Origin of the sequence: Granulicella sp. S190 (genome assembly GCF_009766095.1) — a bacterium.
Taxonomy (GTDB): Bacteria; Acidobacteriota; Terriglobia; order Terriglobales; family Acidobacteriaceae; genus Edaphobacter.
The window spans coordinates 83,620-98,613 of sequence record NZ_LMUD01000039.1 but is presented as its reverse complement, the minus strand read 5'-3'; the positions used below and the strand labels follow the sequence as shown (position 1 = coordinate 98,613).

The 14,994-nt window shown below is 56.9% G+C and carries 9 protein-coding genes; 4 read left to right on the top strand and 5 right to left on the bottom strand.

From position 1 onward, the window contains the following. Positions 1-364 precede the first annotated feature (364 nt). Positions 365-892 (bottom strand): hypothetical protein, encoded by a 528-nt coding sequence (locus GSQ94_RS17065; RefSeq protein WP_158945067.1) that lies wholly within the window; start codon positions 890-892, stop codon positions 365-367. 141 nt (positions 893-1,033) lie between these two features. On the opposite strand from GSQ94_RS17065, the gene GSQ94_RS17060 reads away from it, so the two are divergent. Next, on the top strand, positions 1,034-1,873 hold the full coding sequence (locus GSQ94_RS17060; RefSeq protein ID WP_158945066.1) for a YceI family protein: 840 nt from the start codon (positions 1,034-1,036) through the stop codon (positions 1,871-1,873). A 140-nt stretch (positions 1,874-2,013) separates the two neighbouring features. On the opposite strand, the gene GSQ94_RS17055 is transcribed toward GSQ94_RS17060, so the two are convergent. Continuing rightward, complete coding sequence (locus GSQ94_RS17055) at positions 2,014-2,955, bottom strand: M23 family metallopeptidase (protein ID WP_158945065.1); 942 nt, start codon at positions 2,953-2,955, stop codon at positions 2,014-2,016. 237 nt (positions 2,956-3,192) lie between these two features. Between GSQ94_RS17055 and GSQ94_RS17050 the strand changes: the two genes are divergently transcribed. The 3 genes from GSQ94_RS17050 to GSQ94_RS17040 all read left to right on the top strand — a co-directional run bounded on the left by GSQ94_RS17050 (position 3,193) and on the right by GSQ94_RS17040 (position 8,145). After that, complete coding sequence (locus GSQ94_RS17050; RefSeq protein WP_158945064.1) at positions 3,193-4,890, top strand: 30S ribosomal protein S1; 1,698 nt, start codon at positions 3,193-3,195, stop codon at positions 4,888-4,890. 147 nt (positions 4,891-5,037) lie between these two features. Next, on the top strand, positions 5,038-5,355 hold the full coding sequence (locus GSQ94_RS17045) for a hypothetical protein (protein WP_158945063.1): 318 nt from the start codon (positions 5,038-5,040) through the stop codon (positions 5,353-5,355). Between the two features lie 42 nt (positions 5,356-5,397). After that, positions 5,398-8,145: a TonB-dependent receptor gene (locus GSQ94_RS17040; protein WP_158945062.1), complete on the top strand. Its 2,748-nt coding sequence runs from the start codon at positions 5,398-5,400 to the stop codon at positions 8,143-8,145. A 91-nt stretch (positions 8,146-8,236) separates the two neighbouring features. On the opposite strand, the gene GSQ94_RS17035 is transcribed toward GSQ94_RS17040, so the two are convergent. From GSQ94_RS17035 to GSQ94_RS17025, 3 genes are all read right to left on the bottom strand, one after another. Next, the gene (locus GSQ94_RS17035; protein WP_158945061.1) at positions 8,237-12,736 is read right to left on the bottom strand and encodes a glucoamylase family protein; all 4,500 of its coding nucleotides are present in this window, start codon (positions 12,734-12,736) and stop codon (positions 8,237-8,239) included. A gap of 89 nt (positions 12,737-12,825) precedes the next feature. Then, positions 12,826-14,643 (bottom strand): ABC transporter ATP-binding protein, encoded by a 1,818-nt coding sequence (locus tag GSQ94_RS17030; protein WP_254063941.1) that lies wholly within the window; start codon positions 14,641-14,643, stop codon positions 12,826-12,828. A gap of 130 nt (positions 14,644-14,773) precedes the next feature. Next, a partial coding sequence (locus GSQ94_RS17025) for a hypothetical protein (RefSeq protein WP_254063940.1) occupies positions 14,774-14,994 on the bottom strand: 221 nt, incomplete at its 5' end.

The following is a 14,994-nucleotide window of genomic DNA, read 5'->3' as shown; positions in this document are numbered from 1 at the left end:
GGGTTGCCTGCAAAATATTACGGACAAATGGGTTATGAGTGGATGTGCAGCTTTAATGCGCGCCTCAGGGCCTAGACGGCTTAATCTCTACCTTTTCCAGTATAGCGAGTGTGGATAACTCGTATGCCATGGAGTAAGTCTCTCCGTATGAATAGTTTGAGAGGTTGATGGGCTTGACAGGTTATTTGCCTTATCTAAGGATTTTTGCGTTTTGCCTTGATCTGTCAGGAGATAGACGACGAAGAGCTTGTTTGCTGGTAATAACCTGCTGCCTCCTCAATCGATTTTTTGCAATCCGGCCAGCAATCCCACACCGCAACGCGAGGCACAGACTTGGATGAGGTGGGACAACTATGTCCGAAAGCTATCGCGGTCGCGCGACAGCGATAATCAGACAGAAATATGCAAGCGAACACGCGCCTCCGCCGACGAACTTCCACCACTTTCTATCTTCGGTCGTCTGATGGAAGAATGCGGCCAGGCAAGCAATGATGAGAACGAAGTGCCCGATGCCACCGAGTGTCACCATCATGGTTTCGGGCCGCCGCACCTGGCCGGTATGCACAAAAAACCAGAATGCGACCGCTCCCGCCTGCATGAGGTGAGTCACGAAGAGATTAAGACTGTTCCAGACGACCCCGATCGTGACGCCCGCGCCAAACCCCCACGCACTCTTGCGGCGCGCAAGAATCACGATGACAACGTAAATGAATCCCTGGAGGAGGTGAAGAAGCCGAAGCTGTGGGACAACCCATGCGGATACAGTCAAGGCTATTAAGAAAAGTGCGGCTCCAATCGGAATCCACACGCGTGTCGCCGATTGATTCACCGAGCCGCTCATTTCCGTCAGTACGGCAGGGCGGCCGGATCTGTTCCACAGTCGGAGCGGCATCGCTCCTTGAAACCCTGTTGGGGCCGGATGACAAGCAGTTGTATGTCCAGTTGTGGACGTCACTTTCGATCGCTGGACACACGTTCTGTCGACGCGCTCGCTAAATAGAAGATAAATATAGCGTGTGATTTGGAGAGACACGTGCGCACATCCATGTCGTTTTTCTTCGTGATCCAAGAAGTCCGCCGAGCCCTTTCTAAGAACAGTTCGATGGCTTCAGCGTCAAAGGCGAGTGACGATGGTCAGGTGCAAATCAGATCGGAGGCTAGCAAGATGATCAACAGGAATGCAGGAAGAGCGATCGTCAAGAGACTGCCGGGTTTTTTCGGAGCCGGTACTCTATTTTTTGCAATTTTGGCGGGGTCTTGTCCCTCGGCGTTGGCGCAGCAGCCTGTCGCTACACCTGTCCAAAAGAGCGTCGAAGCTCAGGCACTTCCAGCTCCGGGGAGGTACAAGATAGATCCGCGTCACAGTTTTGCCTATTTCAGCGCCTGGCACCATCTGGTGGGCCGTGTGCGTGGCCGTTTCGACAAAGTTTCAGGGACCATCACCGTATCGCCGGATCCAGCCGCTTGCAGCGTAGACGTCACGATCGATGTCGCTACGATCAGCACGCAGGTCAGCCAACGTGATGACGATCTTCGCAGTGACGCCTATTTTGATGTGAAGAAGTTTTTGACAATGACCTATCAAGGGCGGGGCATTCATCGTGTCTCGGCAGATCTCTGGAGAATGGACGGCTCGCTGACCATGCATGGCGTTACCAAAGTAGTGCCGCTTACCTTCAAATACAGCGGCGTCTTCGCCGATACAGAACCGAACCAGCCGGCGAGGGTCGCGTTCCATGGAACTGCAGCCACGAAGCGCGCTGAATTCGGCATGGGGGCACGCGACAATTCGGCAGAAGTGGGCGATTTAAAGGCACCCGATGTCGATATCGAGATTGACGTTGAAGCAGACGCGGAACCCATCACTCCGTAACGGGAGCCCTTCCATAATTGTGGCTCAATCGCTGATGCAACTCATCGAGACGATGAGTCCCGACAAGTCGTCATAGTGGAAGCAATTTGGAGTTTCGGCTATCAGTACCTGCGATGACGCACATCCGGAAGACTGACCTGCTAATGTGCCCTGAGCGCTGATATTTGAGGCATCTGGAGTTGGAATAGTTTTGCGGGATCGAGGTAGCTGCCTTGCCAGCGTACTCCGAGATGAAGGTGAGGGCCGGTGGCGCGGCCTGAGGCGCCGCTGAGTGCGATGATCTGGCCTCGGCGGACGCGGCGGCCTGCGGTGACTTCGATCTTCGAGAGGTGCATGTAGACGCTCATGAGGCCGAGGCCGTGGTCGATGACGACGCAGCCGCCTTCGAAGTAGAGCGGGCGGGCGAGGGCGACGCGGCCGGAGTTGATGGCGCCTACAGGCGTGTGGAGTTTGGCGTGGTAGTCGAGGCCACGATGAACGCTGGCTACCTTCCCGTTGAAGAGACGCTGGTTGCCGAAGGAGTCGGATTGGGGGGCGAGACGTAAGGGTGGTGTAAAGTTGCCCGTCCACAGAGGAGTTGCGGCCGTGGTTGCGAAGGCTTTGTCTTTGATGAGTTTGTCTGCAGCGATCTGCTTGAGTGCTTTGGAATCCGGTTCGACGAACTTGTCCGGGACAGTGAGCGGAACCTGGACGTAGGGTGCGGTTTCGATGGTGAGTTGCTGGTGGAGTGTGGTGTGAGTGCCGTCTTTGAAGGCGGCTTCGATGGTGAGGGGATAGCTGCCGGGCGCGAGTTCAACATCGACTCCGGCGAGAGCGAACCAGGTGTGGCGATCGGTGAGTGAGAAGAAGGGGACACGATGCGCCTGCCAGTTGCCGGTGACGGAGAGTGCTTCGTGCGGCAGAGTGATGGTGATGAGACAGGGAGAGCCGTTGCTCAAGTTTGAGGGCGTGATGAGGATGGAGCCGCTGTCGATGCTTTTGGCGTCGATGATGGCGCTGCTTCGTGCGAAGGGCGCTGCAGAGAAGATGGTTGCAGCGAGGAGTGCGGCGTGCAGGAGAGTTCTGCTGCGTGAGGGAGGCATGAGAGGAGAGTGTGGCAGAAAAGAGGTTGGGGGAGAAGGGAATTGTGAGGAGAGGTGCAGGGCTAGCGCGAAGCCAGCAGAGATTACTTCGCTGCGCTTCGGAGTGACAACTGGTTGGACTATGGATGCCGCTTCGTCGGTCGCTGCTGCCGCGAGGGCAGAAGCAAAGGCAATGCAGGGGCACGCTGCGCGGTGATATTCTAGCCAGAATCAGTAGGAATGAGGCCTTCGCTTTTCATGTCAAACCCAAGTGTTCCAGAGTCCGCATCGTTCGAATCTCCCGAAAACGCAGAGTCTAGCGAATCGTTCGACGCGATTCTTTCGCAGTATGAGCAGACGCATTCGCGCCGGTCGGGTGAGGGTGGAAAGCAGATCTCCGGGACGGTAGTTGCGGTGTCGGCTGATTCGGTGTTCGTCGATATTGGGTATAAGACCGAGGGCGTGTTGCCGCTGGCGTTGTTCCAGGGTGCGGGCGAGACGGTAGAGCCGGGGAGCAAGCTGCTGGTTTCGGTGAAGGGGCGGAACGAAGAGGGGTACTACGAGCTGTCGCGGATGAGGGTGGAGCAGCCGAAGGATTGGAGCGCGCTGGAGCAGGCGTTGGCGGACAAGTCGGTGATTGTGGGGACGGTGACGGGCGTGGTGAAGGGCGGACTGACGGTGGATGTGGGCGTCAGGGCGTTTATGCCTGGGTCGCGGAGTGGGGCGAAGGACGCAGCGGAGATGGAGAAGCTGGTGGGGCAGGAGATTCGCTGCCGGATTATCAAGCTGGATGCAGCTGAGGAGGATCTTGTTGTCGACCGGCGTGCGGTGGCGGAGGAGGAAGACCGCTCGACCAAGGAGAGACGGTTTGGAGAGATCAATGAAGGCGATGTGGTGTCGGGTACGGTGCGGAGCCTGACGGACTATGGCGCGTTCGTCGATATTGGTGGAGTGGATGGGCTGCTGCACATCAGCGATATCGCGTGGGCTCGGGTGGAGAAGCCCGCGGATGTGTTGACGGTGGGGCAGCAGATTGAAGCGAAGGTGTTGAAGGTGGAGGCGGCGGGGAAGAGGATCTCGCTGGGGATGAAGCAGTTGACGGCGCATCCGTGGGATGCGGTGGCAGGCAAGTATGTTGCCGGGGAGCGGGTGCGCGGAGCGGTGACGAGGGTAACGGACTATGGCGCGTTTGTGGAGCTGGAGCCGGGCGTTGAGGGGATGGTGCACATCTCGGAGATGTCGTGGGTGAAGAAGGTGCGGAAGCCAGGGGATCTGGTGAAGCCTGGCGATGTGGTTGAGGTGATGATTCTTGGCGTGAGCGTGCCGGAGAAGCGGATGTCGCTGGGGCTGAAGCAGACGCTGGGCGATCCGTGGGCGGATGCGGCGGAGAAGTTTGCGGTGGGCTCGCAGGTGGAGGGCCCGGTGACGAGCTTTACGAAGTTCGGCGCGTTTGTGCAGCTGGTTGAGGGTGTGGAGGGGATGATTCACGTGAGCGAGATCAGCGCGGAGAAGAGGATTGAACGGCCTCAGGATGTGCTGCGCACGGGGCAGGTGGTGAAGGCGAAGGTGCTCGATGTGGATAAAGAGAAGCGGCAGATCAAACTGAGCATGAAGCAGCTGGTGCCGACTGGGCTGGATGAGTATCTTGCTGAGCATGCTGAGGGCGATGTGGTGACGGGGCGACTAATTGAAGTGGCCGGGGATCACGGAACGGTGGAGCTGGGTGAGGGGATTCGCTCGCGGGCGCGGCTGGTGGCGGAGGCTGCGGCGAAGGAAGAGTCGGAGCCAGGGGCCGTGGATCTTTCAGCGCTGGGGTTGATGCTGGCGTCGCGATGGAAGAACGGGCCGAGCGCTGCGGAGGCAAAGGCAGAGCCGGTGCGTGCGGGACAGATTCGGAGTTTCCGGATTACGCTGCTGGACCGCGAGGCGAAGAAGGTTGAAGTGCAGTTGGTCTAAAGGTTATCAAGAATAAATTCTCAGTAGAGAATGAGGCGGTTGTCGTTAGTTTTCAATAGGCTACGGCAGGCTCTTGTCTTTGCTGTGAACTAATAGCTGGGTTGCGATGTTTTGGTGCGACAGATCCTGCGCTATATTAGATTTATCGTGTTCAGGCCTGGACCAAAACCGAATGTGAAGGGCTCGTGGAGAATCTTCTTCGCACTGCTTTGCATGTTGCTGGTGCTGGCGACTGGAACGATTCAGGCTGTTCACTCCCATCCAGTTGGCGATATCTCGCATGCGGATTGCGCGCTCTGCGTTACGGCGCACGTAGCTGTTGAGGTAGCGCAACCTCCGGTAACGCTTACCGTCGCCTCCGTTGTTTCGGCTGTTGAGGTCTTCGATCCGCCCATGCGGACGAAGACTTTCTTTACGTTTGCCCTCTTTACTCGACCACCGCCTGTTGCGTCTGTTCTCGCTTAGAACGACGTCAAAAACAGGGCTTTAAACTCAAGGGGGTTGTGTATGCACACGTCGAGACGACGAGTCATCTTCGCATTATTTTTAGTTTTGTTTGTTTTCAAGAGTGCTGCTTTGTGGTCGCAGTCTGCTGGAAACGCCGGCACATTGGTTGGAACGGTAACGGATGCGACGGGCGCGATTGTGCCGGGCGCCACGGTGTCGATTGAGAATCCGGTGAGCAAATATAGCCGGATTACTACAACTGATAGTGCAGGGCACTATCAGTTTACGAACCTGCCGCTGAATCCTTATCACGTCGTGGTTTCGCTGGCGGGCTTTGCCTCGTCGACGCAGGACGTTGAGGTGCGGTCGTCAGTACCTACAGCGGTGAAGACGACGTTGGTGGTGGGCGCGACTTCGACGGTTGTGAATGTGACGGGTAGCGATCTGGTAGAGAACGACTCGACGTTCCATACGGATGTGGATCGAGGGTTGTTCGATAAGCTTCCGCTGGAGAGCCAGTCTTCTTCGCTCAGCTCGTTGGTGACGTTGTCGTCGCCGGGTGTTGCGGCGGACTCGAATGGACTGTTTCATGGCCTGGGGGATCATGCGTCGAACTCCTTTTCGGTCGACGGTCAGCCAATTACGGATCAGCAGAGCAAGGTTTTTTCGAACCAGATTCCTTCGAATTCGATTCAGTCGATCGAGGTGATCTCCGGGGCTCCGCCTGCGGAGTTTGGGGGCAAGACGAGTCTGGTGATCGAGGTCACGACACGATCCGGACTCGGGGTGACGAAGCCGACCGGAAGTGTGACGACCTCATATGGGACCTTCGGATCTGCGACCGGCGGCATTGATCTGAGCTATGGGGGAAAGAACTGGGGAAATTTCATCGAGGTCGATGGCTTGAACACCGGTCGCTTTCTTGATCCTCCAGAGTTCACGGTGTTTCATGACAAGGGCAACGAGTTTAATGTGTTCGACCGTATCGACCGCCAGCTTACGGAAGCTGACTCGGTTCACCTGAACCTCAACTACAGCCGTTCGTGGTTTCAGACGCCGAACTCCTTCGACAGCTTGAATGTGCAGAATGTGATCAGCGGAGGAGCGGGAGCGAATCCAGTCTTTGGGAATGTTGGAAACGCCGATCAGCGCTCGAAGATCGGCACCTTCGATATAGCTCCGACGTACACGCGCACGGTCGGGGCCAACTCGGTCTTCAATTTCGGCCCTTATATCCGCAAGGATCAGTATGACTACTATCCGAGCGCAAATCCGCTGGCCGACATGGGGCCACCCAACCTGCAAAATCAGACGATTGCGCAGACTCGTTCTCTTACCAATGCTGGTGTGCATACGGATATTTCGTATGTGAAGGGAATCAACAACATCAAGGTGGGGGCTAATTACTCGCAGACATTTCTTCGCGAGAGCGACACGTTGGGAGTAGTCAGCTCGACGTTCAATTCGCCTTGTCTGGATAACGCGGGGAATGCTTTGCCGGGATTCACAGATCCATCGCAGTGCGTCGGAGGAGTTGCGAATCAGAATCCGAAGTTTCTGCCGGTTTTGCTTCCGTACGATCTGACGCGGGGCGGAGGAGTGTTTAACTTCGTCGGTCACACAGATGTGAAAGAGATTGCGCTGTACGCCCAGGACCAGATCAAGGCGGGAAACTGGCTGTTCAACCTTGGTATCCGTGGAGATCTTTACAACGGATTGACGGTTGCTCGTCAGGCAGAGCCCCGGCTGGGTGTCTCTTACAGCATCAAGCCTACCAATACTGTGCTCCGTCTCTCTTATGCACGGACACTGGAGTCTCCCTTCAATGAGAATCTCGTGCTCTCGAGCCAAGGGTGCGAGAGCGCGGTTCTTTCTCCATTGCTGCTATGTACATCCGGGGTTTCGGGAACGCTGCAGCCTGGATTCAAGAATGAGTTTCATGCAGGGTTGCAACAGGCCTTCGGAAAAAACCTCGTCATCAGCGGGGATTACATCTGGAAGTACACGCATAATGCGTTCGATTTCAGCGTGCTTGGCAATACACCGATCACGTTCCCGATTGACTGGCATAATTCGAAGATTCCCGGCTTTGCGTTGCGTGCGGATGTCCCCAACATTCACAACTTTTCCGCGTTCGTGGTGATGTCGTCGGTGGCTGCCCGGTTCTTTCCGCCGCAGGTCGCCGGAGCCGGGGCTACGGTTGGCGGCAGCGGATTTCCATTCCGTATCGACCACGATGAACGATTCAACGAGAGCACCCATCTTCAGTATCAGATTCCCGGGAAGCGTAGTCCGTGGGTCGGCTTCAACTGGAGGTTCGACAGTGGTCTGACTGCGGGTTCGGTGCCTTGCTATAACGTCACCGATCCAAACAGCCTCTGCAATCCTGCGAATAACGGCCCATCGATCACGATCAATGGACAGCCTGGAATCGATCTAAGTGGGTTGACTCCGGATCAGCAGTTTGAGGCTGGGCTTACCTGCAATGGCGTGAAGGCGACACCGTTTGCAGGTATCCCTGGTAACGAGTGCCTGGCATCGCAGCTTACTTCGAAGCTGGTCTCGATTCCAGCGCCGGGAACTGAGAATGACGATAAACACCCACCGCGTATTGCCGAACGTAGTCTGTTCGATGCGTCGATTGGGCAGGATAATCTGTTCAACGGGGACAAGCGTAAGTGGAGTCTTCGTTTGACGGGCGTAAACCTGACCAACAAATATGCGCTTTACAACTTTCTCTCAACCTTCAGTGGGACGCACTATGTAACACCGCGTGCTCTGACGGCTGAGTTAGGTTTCCACTTCTAACAGTGTTCGAAGCAAGTAAAGATGGGCAGCGGAATAGTCTCCGCTGCTCCTCTTGTTTTGCGTTTAGATTTTTCAGGGATAAAGCAAGCAATTACTCATCAGCCTGCAGCTTTGATTGCTTCGATAGATCTTTGAGGGTTTCTTTGCTGAGAGCCTTTTCGTGCAGGAGTAGCTCTGCTGCGCGAACGCGAGGTGTGCCATGGAACCAGTCCTGCACGATGTTGTTTTTCAGCAGGTTGGTGAGAGCAAGCAGGCACATGCCCTGGTGATGTGCCATCCAGGATCGAACCAGCTCGGGTTGATTGCCCTGGGTGTAGTCGGCTGCTTCGTAGAAGCCGTAGGCTCCTGACCAATCCATCGCAGCCATGCGTCGAAGATTTGTGATGGCATCTTTGCGAAGAAGTGGAAGAGCGAGAAAGCTGGAGTAGGGAGAGATAACGGGCCCATCCTCCGCACCATACTTCAACGCAAGTTTAGGCATGCCCCAGGCCTGATAGCCGTATCGGCCTTGCGGATCTTTCTTTGAGAAGCCTGATTCGGAGATTCCCCATGGAATGTTGTGGACGTGATCTCTCTGAATGCGGACTGCGGATTCGAGGGAGCGGGCGATGAGGGTGTCAGGGAAGGTGCGCATCCAGAGCGACGGCATCATGTACTCGAACATGGTGCCGGTCCAGGAGAGCAGAGCGGCGCGTCCGTTGACCAGAACGTGAGAGCGGTCGAGGCGAAACCATGACTGCTGCGGGATGTCACCTTTCGCTACAGCGATGAAGGATGCGATACGCGCCTCGGAGGCCAGAAGGTCGTAACAGGCCGAGTGCAGCTCGTGAGTGACACCGTCGTAACCGATGGAGAGAAGCTGACGCGATTCGACGAGGAGGAAGCCGTATTCCATGGCATCGGCGTGACGCTCTGCCTCGGCTGCGATTGCGTTGATATCCGCTTTGAGCTGGTCGAGGCGCTCCCTGGTTGCGGGAAGGAGAGCTAACAGCTCGGCGGCGGAGGCGGCAAGTGCGGAGTCTGTTGGGAGATCACGTGATGTTCCTGAGAGTTTTGACTCCAGTTCGGTGACGTAGCCAGCAGCGTCCAGAAGAGTGTGGATCGCTTTATGTTCAGCCCCGTCCAGTTGTGGGGGAACAAAGAGGGCTTCGAACTTTGGAAGCAGCCACGGGGTGTACTGTTCGGCGAATCGAGATAAGGCCGCCAGACGAGTGGAAACTTCGTGGGTAATCCACTCTTCCCCGCTGAGCTTTGAAAGATCAGTCGGCGGGAGAGGTGCGGTTTGCTGCGAGAGAGATCGGAGATGACCTCTTATGGCGGCTGCAGGCGTCTCGGCTGGAGTTAGAGCTAGCGCTATTTTGACAGAGGCAGCACGCTGCATCTGTTTTAGAGAAGCGAAGGTGTCTGGGCTAAGAAGAGGACGCTTGAGGAGGTCGAGCGCTCCAGTGTGCAAGGTGTAGAGAGACGCGGCAAGGTTGCCGCTGTCGACGGCGGAGACGGTGAACGGAGGAATCGCCTGCAAGGTTTCGATGTCATACCAGTTGTAGATATGCCCGCGCTGCTTTTCCAGACGGTCGTAGGTGTTGAGCGTGCCGAGGGTGGCTTCGGCGAACTCCGGGAGGGTGAGGAGGCCGAACTCGTATGCTGCCTGGCGGGCGTTGAAGAGCATGCCCAGATTTGTGGGGGAGAGCTTTCGGATCTGGAGTGTGTTTAGCTCTTCGACGTTGTCGGGGATGAGCCAGTGATTTTTTTCGTCTCCGAAGTCGTGGAAGTATCGCCAGATGTGAAGTGCCTGCTGCTGCAGGAAGTGGTGATCTTCTGCGGAGAGAGGACCTTCTTCGCGGCGGGGAGGCAGATTGAGCCATATGGCTACCAGCGGAGCGACGGCCCAAAGAACAAGCACGGGCGAGGCAGCAACGAGCGACCAGATGCTTTTGAAGGCGAGAAGCACGGCTACCAGCAGAGCTACGACCGGGGAGAGTTGAAGGTAGATGTCGAGCGGAGTACTGGATTTGCCGGACTCTGCCTGTGCTGCGGTCTCCCACTCGAGCATGTGTTTGCCGGATACCAGAGTGCGGCTCAAGGAGCGAATGATGGCATCGATGGCGAGAAACATGTGATGGGGAAGGAAGGTGAGGTTCAACATGGTGAAGCCGAAAGAGGTGGCAAAGGTGAAGAAACCTTCACGTGCACCAACGAAGCTGAACTTGAGCAGGGCTCGGCCAAGGTTGAAGCCTAGTTGAACCAGGACGGGAAGCAGGAGGAGGAGTAGTCCGGCAGCGGTCCAATACAGTGCACCACCCGGGAGGACGAACCAGCCGAGGAGAAAGAGAAGGAAGGTGACCGGTTCCACCAGGCTGCGGCGGAGATTGTCGAAGATCTTCCATCGTGAGATGGTGTTGATCGGATTCGGGACTGATTTGCCCGATTCATCAGGAACGGAGGCGAAGAGCCATTGTGCGATCTGCCAGTCTCCGCGGACCCAGCGATGTTTGCGACGGGTGTGAGCAGAGTAGTGCGAGGGATAGTCGTCGATGATCTCGATGTCGGTGACGAGGCCGGCGCGCGCATACGATCCTTCGATGAGATCGTGTGAGAGAAGAGCATTGCGGGGGAAGCGACGGTCGAGCGTCTGGTGGAGGATGTCGACCTCATATATGCCCTTGCCGGCGAAGATGCCCTCGCCGAAGAGATCCTGGTAGACGTCGGAGACAGCGCGGGTGTAGATGTCGAAGCCGGTCTCGCCGGAGTAGAGCGAAGCGAGACGAGAGCGCGATGCGGAGGCAACACTCACTCCAACGCGTGGCTGGAGGATGCCATAGCCCTGGGTTACGATGCGGAGGCGTGGGTTGACGATGGCCTGATTCAGGGGATGCGCCATGGTGCCGACCATGCGAGCTGCGGTGCCGCGAGGAAGCTGCGTGTCGGAGTCAAGAGTGATGACGTAACGGACATGCTGCAGGACCTCGAGGGGGCCTGCCTTCAGCGGGAAGCTATCGAATTCATTCAATAAGAATTTGTTGAGGTCGAGGAGTTTGCCGCGCTTGCGCTCCCAGCCCATCCAGACGCCCTGGCGTGAGTTGAAGACGCGGTAACGATGGAGAAGAAAGAAGGCACCGCCTTTTGCGCGAGGATACTTCGCGTTGAGATGATCAACGCACTGTACAGCGAGTTCGGCCAGAGGATTAGCGTCCTCGTCGAGAGGGCGTGCCTTGGTGTCAGGAAGGTCGGTGAGGAGGCCGAAGTGAAGATTAGGATCCTGGTTGGAGAGGTATCGGGCTTCGAGCTCGTCGAAGAGTTCGCGTACCTGAATTTCGTTCAAGAGCAAAGTTGGGACGACGACGAGGGTGATGGCGTCGTCGGGTATGCCTTTGGAGAGATCGATCTTGGGAAGAGACTCAGCATGCATCAACGCGGTGACGGTGTTGTTGATGAGGTCTACGCCTCCTTGAGTTGCGGGAAGCAGAGCGAGCAGCAGCGCGACCATAACCGGCCAGAAAGCATGATGAGGAACCAGAGGCGCGATGATGGCGACTATAAGAAGGCAGGAGAGTGTAAAGATGCCGAGGATGTAGAAGTCCTCGTTGAATCGGCGAATAACGCTACGAATGCGTTCGATGGGTGGAGGGTGGTAGCCGATGCGACGGCTGAGCAGAGGTAAGCCGTCGGCGAAGAGATAGTAGCCGATATGGCGGGTCCGGTGCGCCAGACGAGGATCAGGATCAGAGATGACTGCGGCTTCGCGCGCGAGCTTCAATGCAATCTGTGCGGTCTCCACTTCGCTGGAGTCGGCGTGCTTTGCCAGTTCGGCAACGCGCAGGTGATAGGTATGGCGAGTCTCATCCTCCATATGGGAGAAGACACTGGCGGGGTCTTCGCGCAGGATGGAGTCGAAGGCGATGAGCGGCTCAAGAACGTTACGCCACTCAAACTGATTGAGCCGCCGCATGCTGTGCAGAATTGCGGAGAAGGGAGACCGCTCGATCGGAGGGAGAGGCCCGGCGGCAAATGCTTCTTCGGCACGGTCGAGGATGTATTCGAGTTGCGCGAGCTTGAGAGCCTGAGGGAGGACCGTGATCTCTTCGAGGAGAAGGGCGTCGCGTCGCTGTGCCTGCTGAACGTAGACGGTGAGAGAATCGTCGGACCAGATGCCTTTTGCTGCGACGAGGTATCCTTCGGTGAGATTAATGGCTCTTGGGAGTTCGCTGTCTTTGTCGACGCGGACATGGGGAAGCGAGGCGAAGGTTTCGGCGGTGTTGTCTCCAGCGATGAGGGCGGACTCGAGCATGCGAGTGCTCTCGAGGAGCTCAAGCTCAGGCGTGAGTTCGTGGATAGAGGCGGTTTTTTTACACGTACGAAGGACTTCGGCAAGACGCTGCTTGAGAGTTTCGAGCCGCTTGGAGAGTCCATCGGATTTTGCGCTGGCTGGCACCATCTCCCACTGGCGGCTCATAGCATCGGCACGCTCGCGCAGTTCCGCGTCCGACACGTCCGGTTTTTCCGGCAGGCCGTCGGTCGGCATCTCTAATGCCGGCGCGGTGGGTGGAAGCATGTGCTCTGCAGCGACGGGATTTTCTGAAGATGGTGCCATGTGGCCTTTCTTGTGCGGTTGCCTGCCGAAACAGGAGTTCTGAATTTAGCAAGCCGTACAGTGTTTGAGATTAGGATGCGAAGGAAGAGCTACCTGTAGCTTGCTGCCTGCATCTCGAACATGCTCGCATAGAGTCCATTTTTGTCGATGAGCTGTTGATGATTTCCCTCTTCGAGGAGCCTGCCTCCAGAGAGGACCACGATGCGATCAGCCATGCGTACGGTCGAGAAGCGATGTGAGATCAGCAGCGCCATCTTGCCTTGAGTCAATTCGGCGAAGCGCTCAAAGACTTCAAGTTCGCTGCGCGCGTCGAGAGCTGCAGTGGGCTCATCCAGAATAAGGAGCTGGGCATCCCGTAAATAGGCGCGGGCGAGAGCCATCTTCTGCCACTCTCCCCCGGAGAGTTCGACGCCACCCTCGAATCGGCGGCCGAGCATTTGATCGTAGCCGCCGGCAAGCTTGGTGACGACGGTGTCGGCGAGGCTCTTGTGGGCGGCGAGTTCAATATCGCTGTCCTGGTAGGGCTGGTCGATGCGGCCTACGGCGATGTTCTCGCGTGCAGTCATCTCGAAGCGCATGAAGTCCTGAAAGATGACGCCGATGTGCCGATGGAGGTCTTCGAGGGAGTACTCTTTGAGGTCGATGCCGTCGAGCAGGATCTGTCCCTCGGTTGGATCGTAGAGGCGAGTGATGAGCTTGACGACTGTGGTTTTGCCCTGACCGTTTTCTCCGATGAGCGCGATTCTCTCCCCTGGAGAGAGGGTGAGGTTGAAGTTCTTGAGGACGGTTCTGTTGGTGCCGGGATAGGTGAAGGAGACGTTGCGGAACTCGAAGCCGGTGCGGATTTTTGCCGGTGCGGGAAGGCCGTCGGGCTTCGAGATGACGGTTGGCTTCATGTCGAAGAAGGCGATGAGATCGGTGAGGAAGAGTGCCTGATCGGCGATGCCGGAGGCGGTCGAAAAGACTTGCTGAAGGTTAGAGCTGGCTTGCTGGATCGCTGTGGTGAGGAATCCAAACTGGCCGATATTGTATGCGCCGTGGAGGGTGCGCCAGATGACGTAGACATAAGCGCCGTAGTAGCCGAGCGTGCCGATGATACCGAGCAAACCGCCTACGATAAGTTTGGATTTTGAAAGAGTGACGTCTTCGAGGTAGATCTGGTTGGCGAGCGTTTGAAACCGATCGGTGAAGAACTTATTCAGACCGAAGAGCTTTACTTCTTTGGCGCCTTCGCGGCTTCCGGCGACCTGGCGGAGATAGTCCATCTGACGCTTGGCCGGAGTCTGACGGAAGTTCTTGGCGTAGCCGAGGAAGGCGTAGTGGGTTTCGCCGAGGAAGGAGGGTAGGACTCCTAACGCAAGCAGGAGGACAAGCCACGGAGAGGCCAGAGCTAATGCAGCTGAAAAGGCCAAGGTAGTGATGATCTGCGTGATCAGGCGACCCAACTGCTGGATCATTGCGAGGCGGTCGGTAGCCTGGACGCGGGCGCGCTCGAGGCGATCGTAGAAGACGGGGTCTTCGTAGGTGGTGAGGTCAAGACGAGCGGCCTGCTCCATGACGCGGACGCTGACGTGCTGGGTGTAGCGATTGGCGAGGAGCGAGTCTGAGTAGTCGATGGCTCGGGTGATTAGACCGAGAGAGACGTTGAGGGCGACCTCTGCTGCGACGAGGTGCCAGAAGTTGGCGGCGAGGGCGTGACCCCGGATGACCTCGGCGATGTCGTTGAGGATGTATGCGGCTATCTTGGCGATGCCAAAGGGGAGAGTTGCGACGATAAGCCTGAGAAATAATCCCCAGGTGACGACTACTCGTCCAGACTCCCAGAGGATGCGCAGAACGGCAGGCATGTTGCGGAGAGCGCTGATTCGATCGCGCCATGGACTCTCAGCATTCACAAGGTCTTTCAAATCGCTCCTAAAGTGATACTGCAAAAAGAGATGGAAGAGTCACATTCGTAATAAGTCTGTTCTTAATGGATGCTGTAAAGCTATCAGGTGTTGGATATTGCGTTGCGAGAGACGGGCAACAGATAGGTCGCTACTTCTTGCCGGATTCCTGGTGAGAGGATGCGGCTTTCGAGTGTTCGAAGGCTTTGGTGGAGTGCTCGTGAGCTTGTTTTGAGAGCTCGTGCGCGGTGAGGTGATCGCCTTTGCCGTGCGCAGTTGCGGCGGCGCTGTGGGCGTGGGCGGCTTTGTTGTGGTATTCGGCGGCGCGGTCGTGTGGGCTTTGTGGCATTGGGAAGCTCCTTGCTTTGTTGA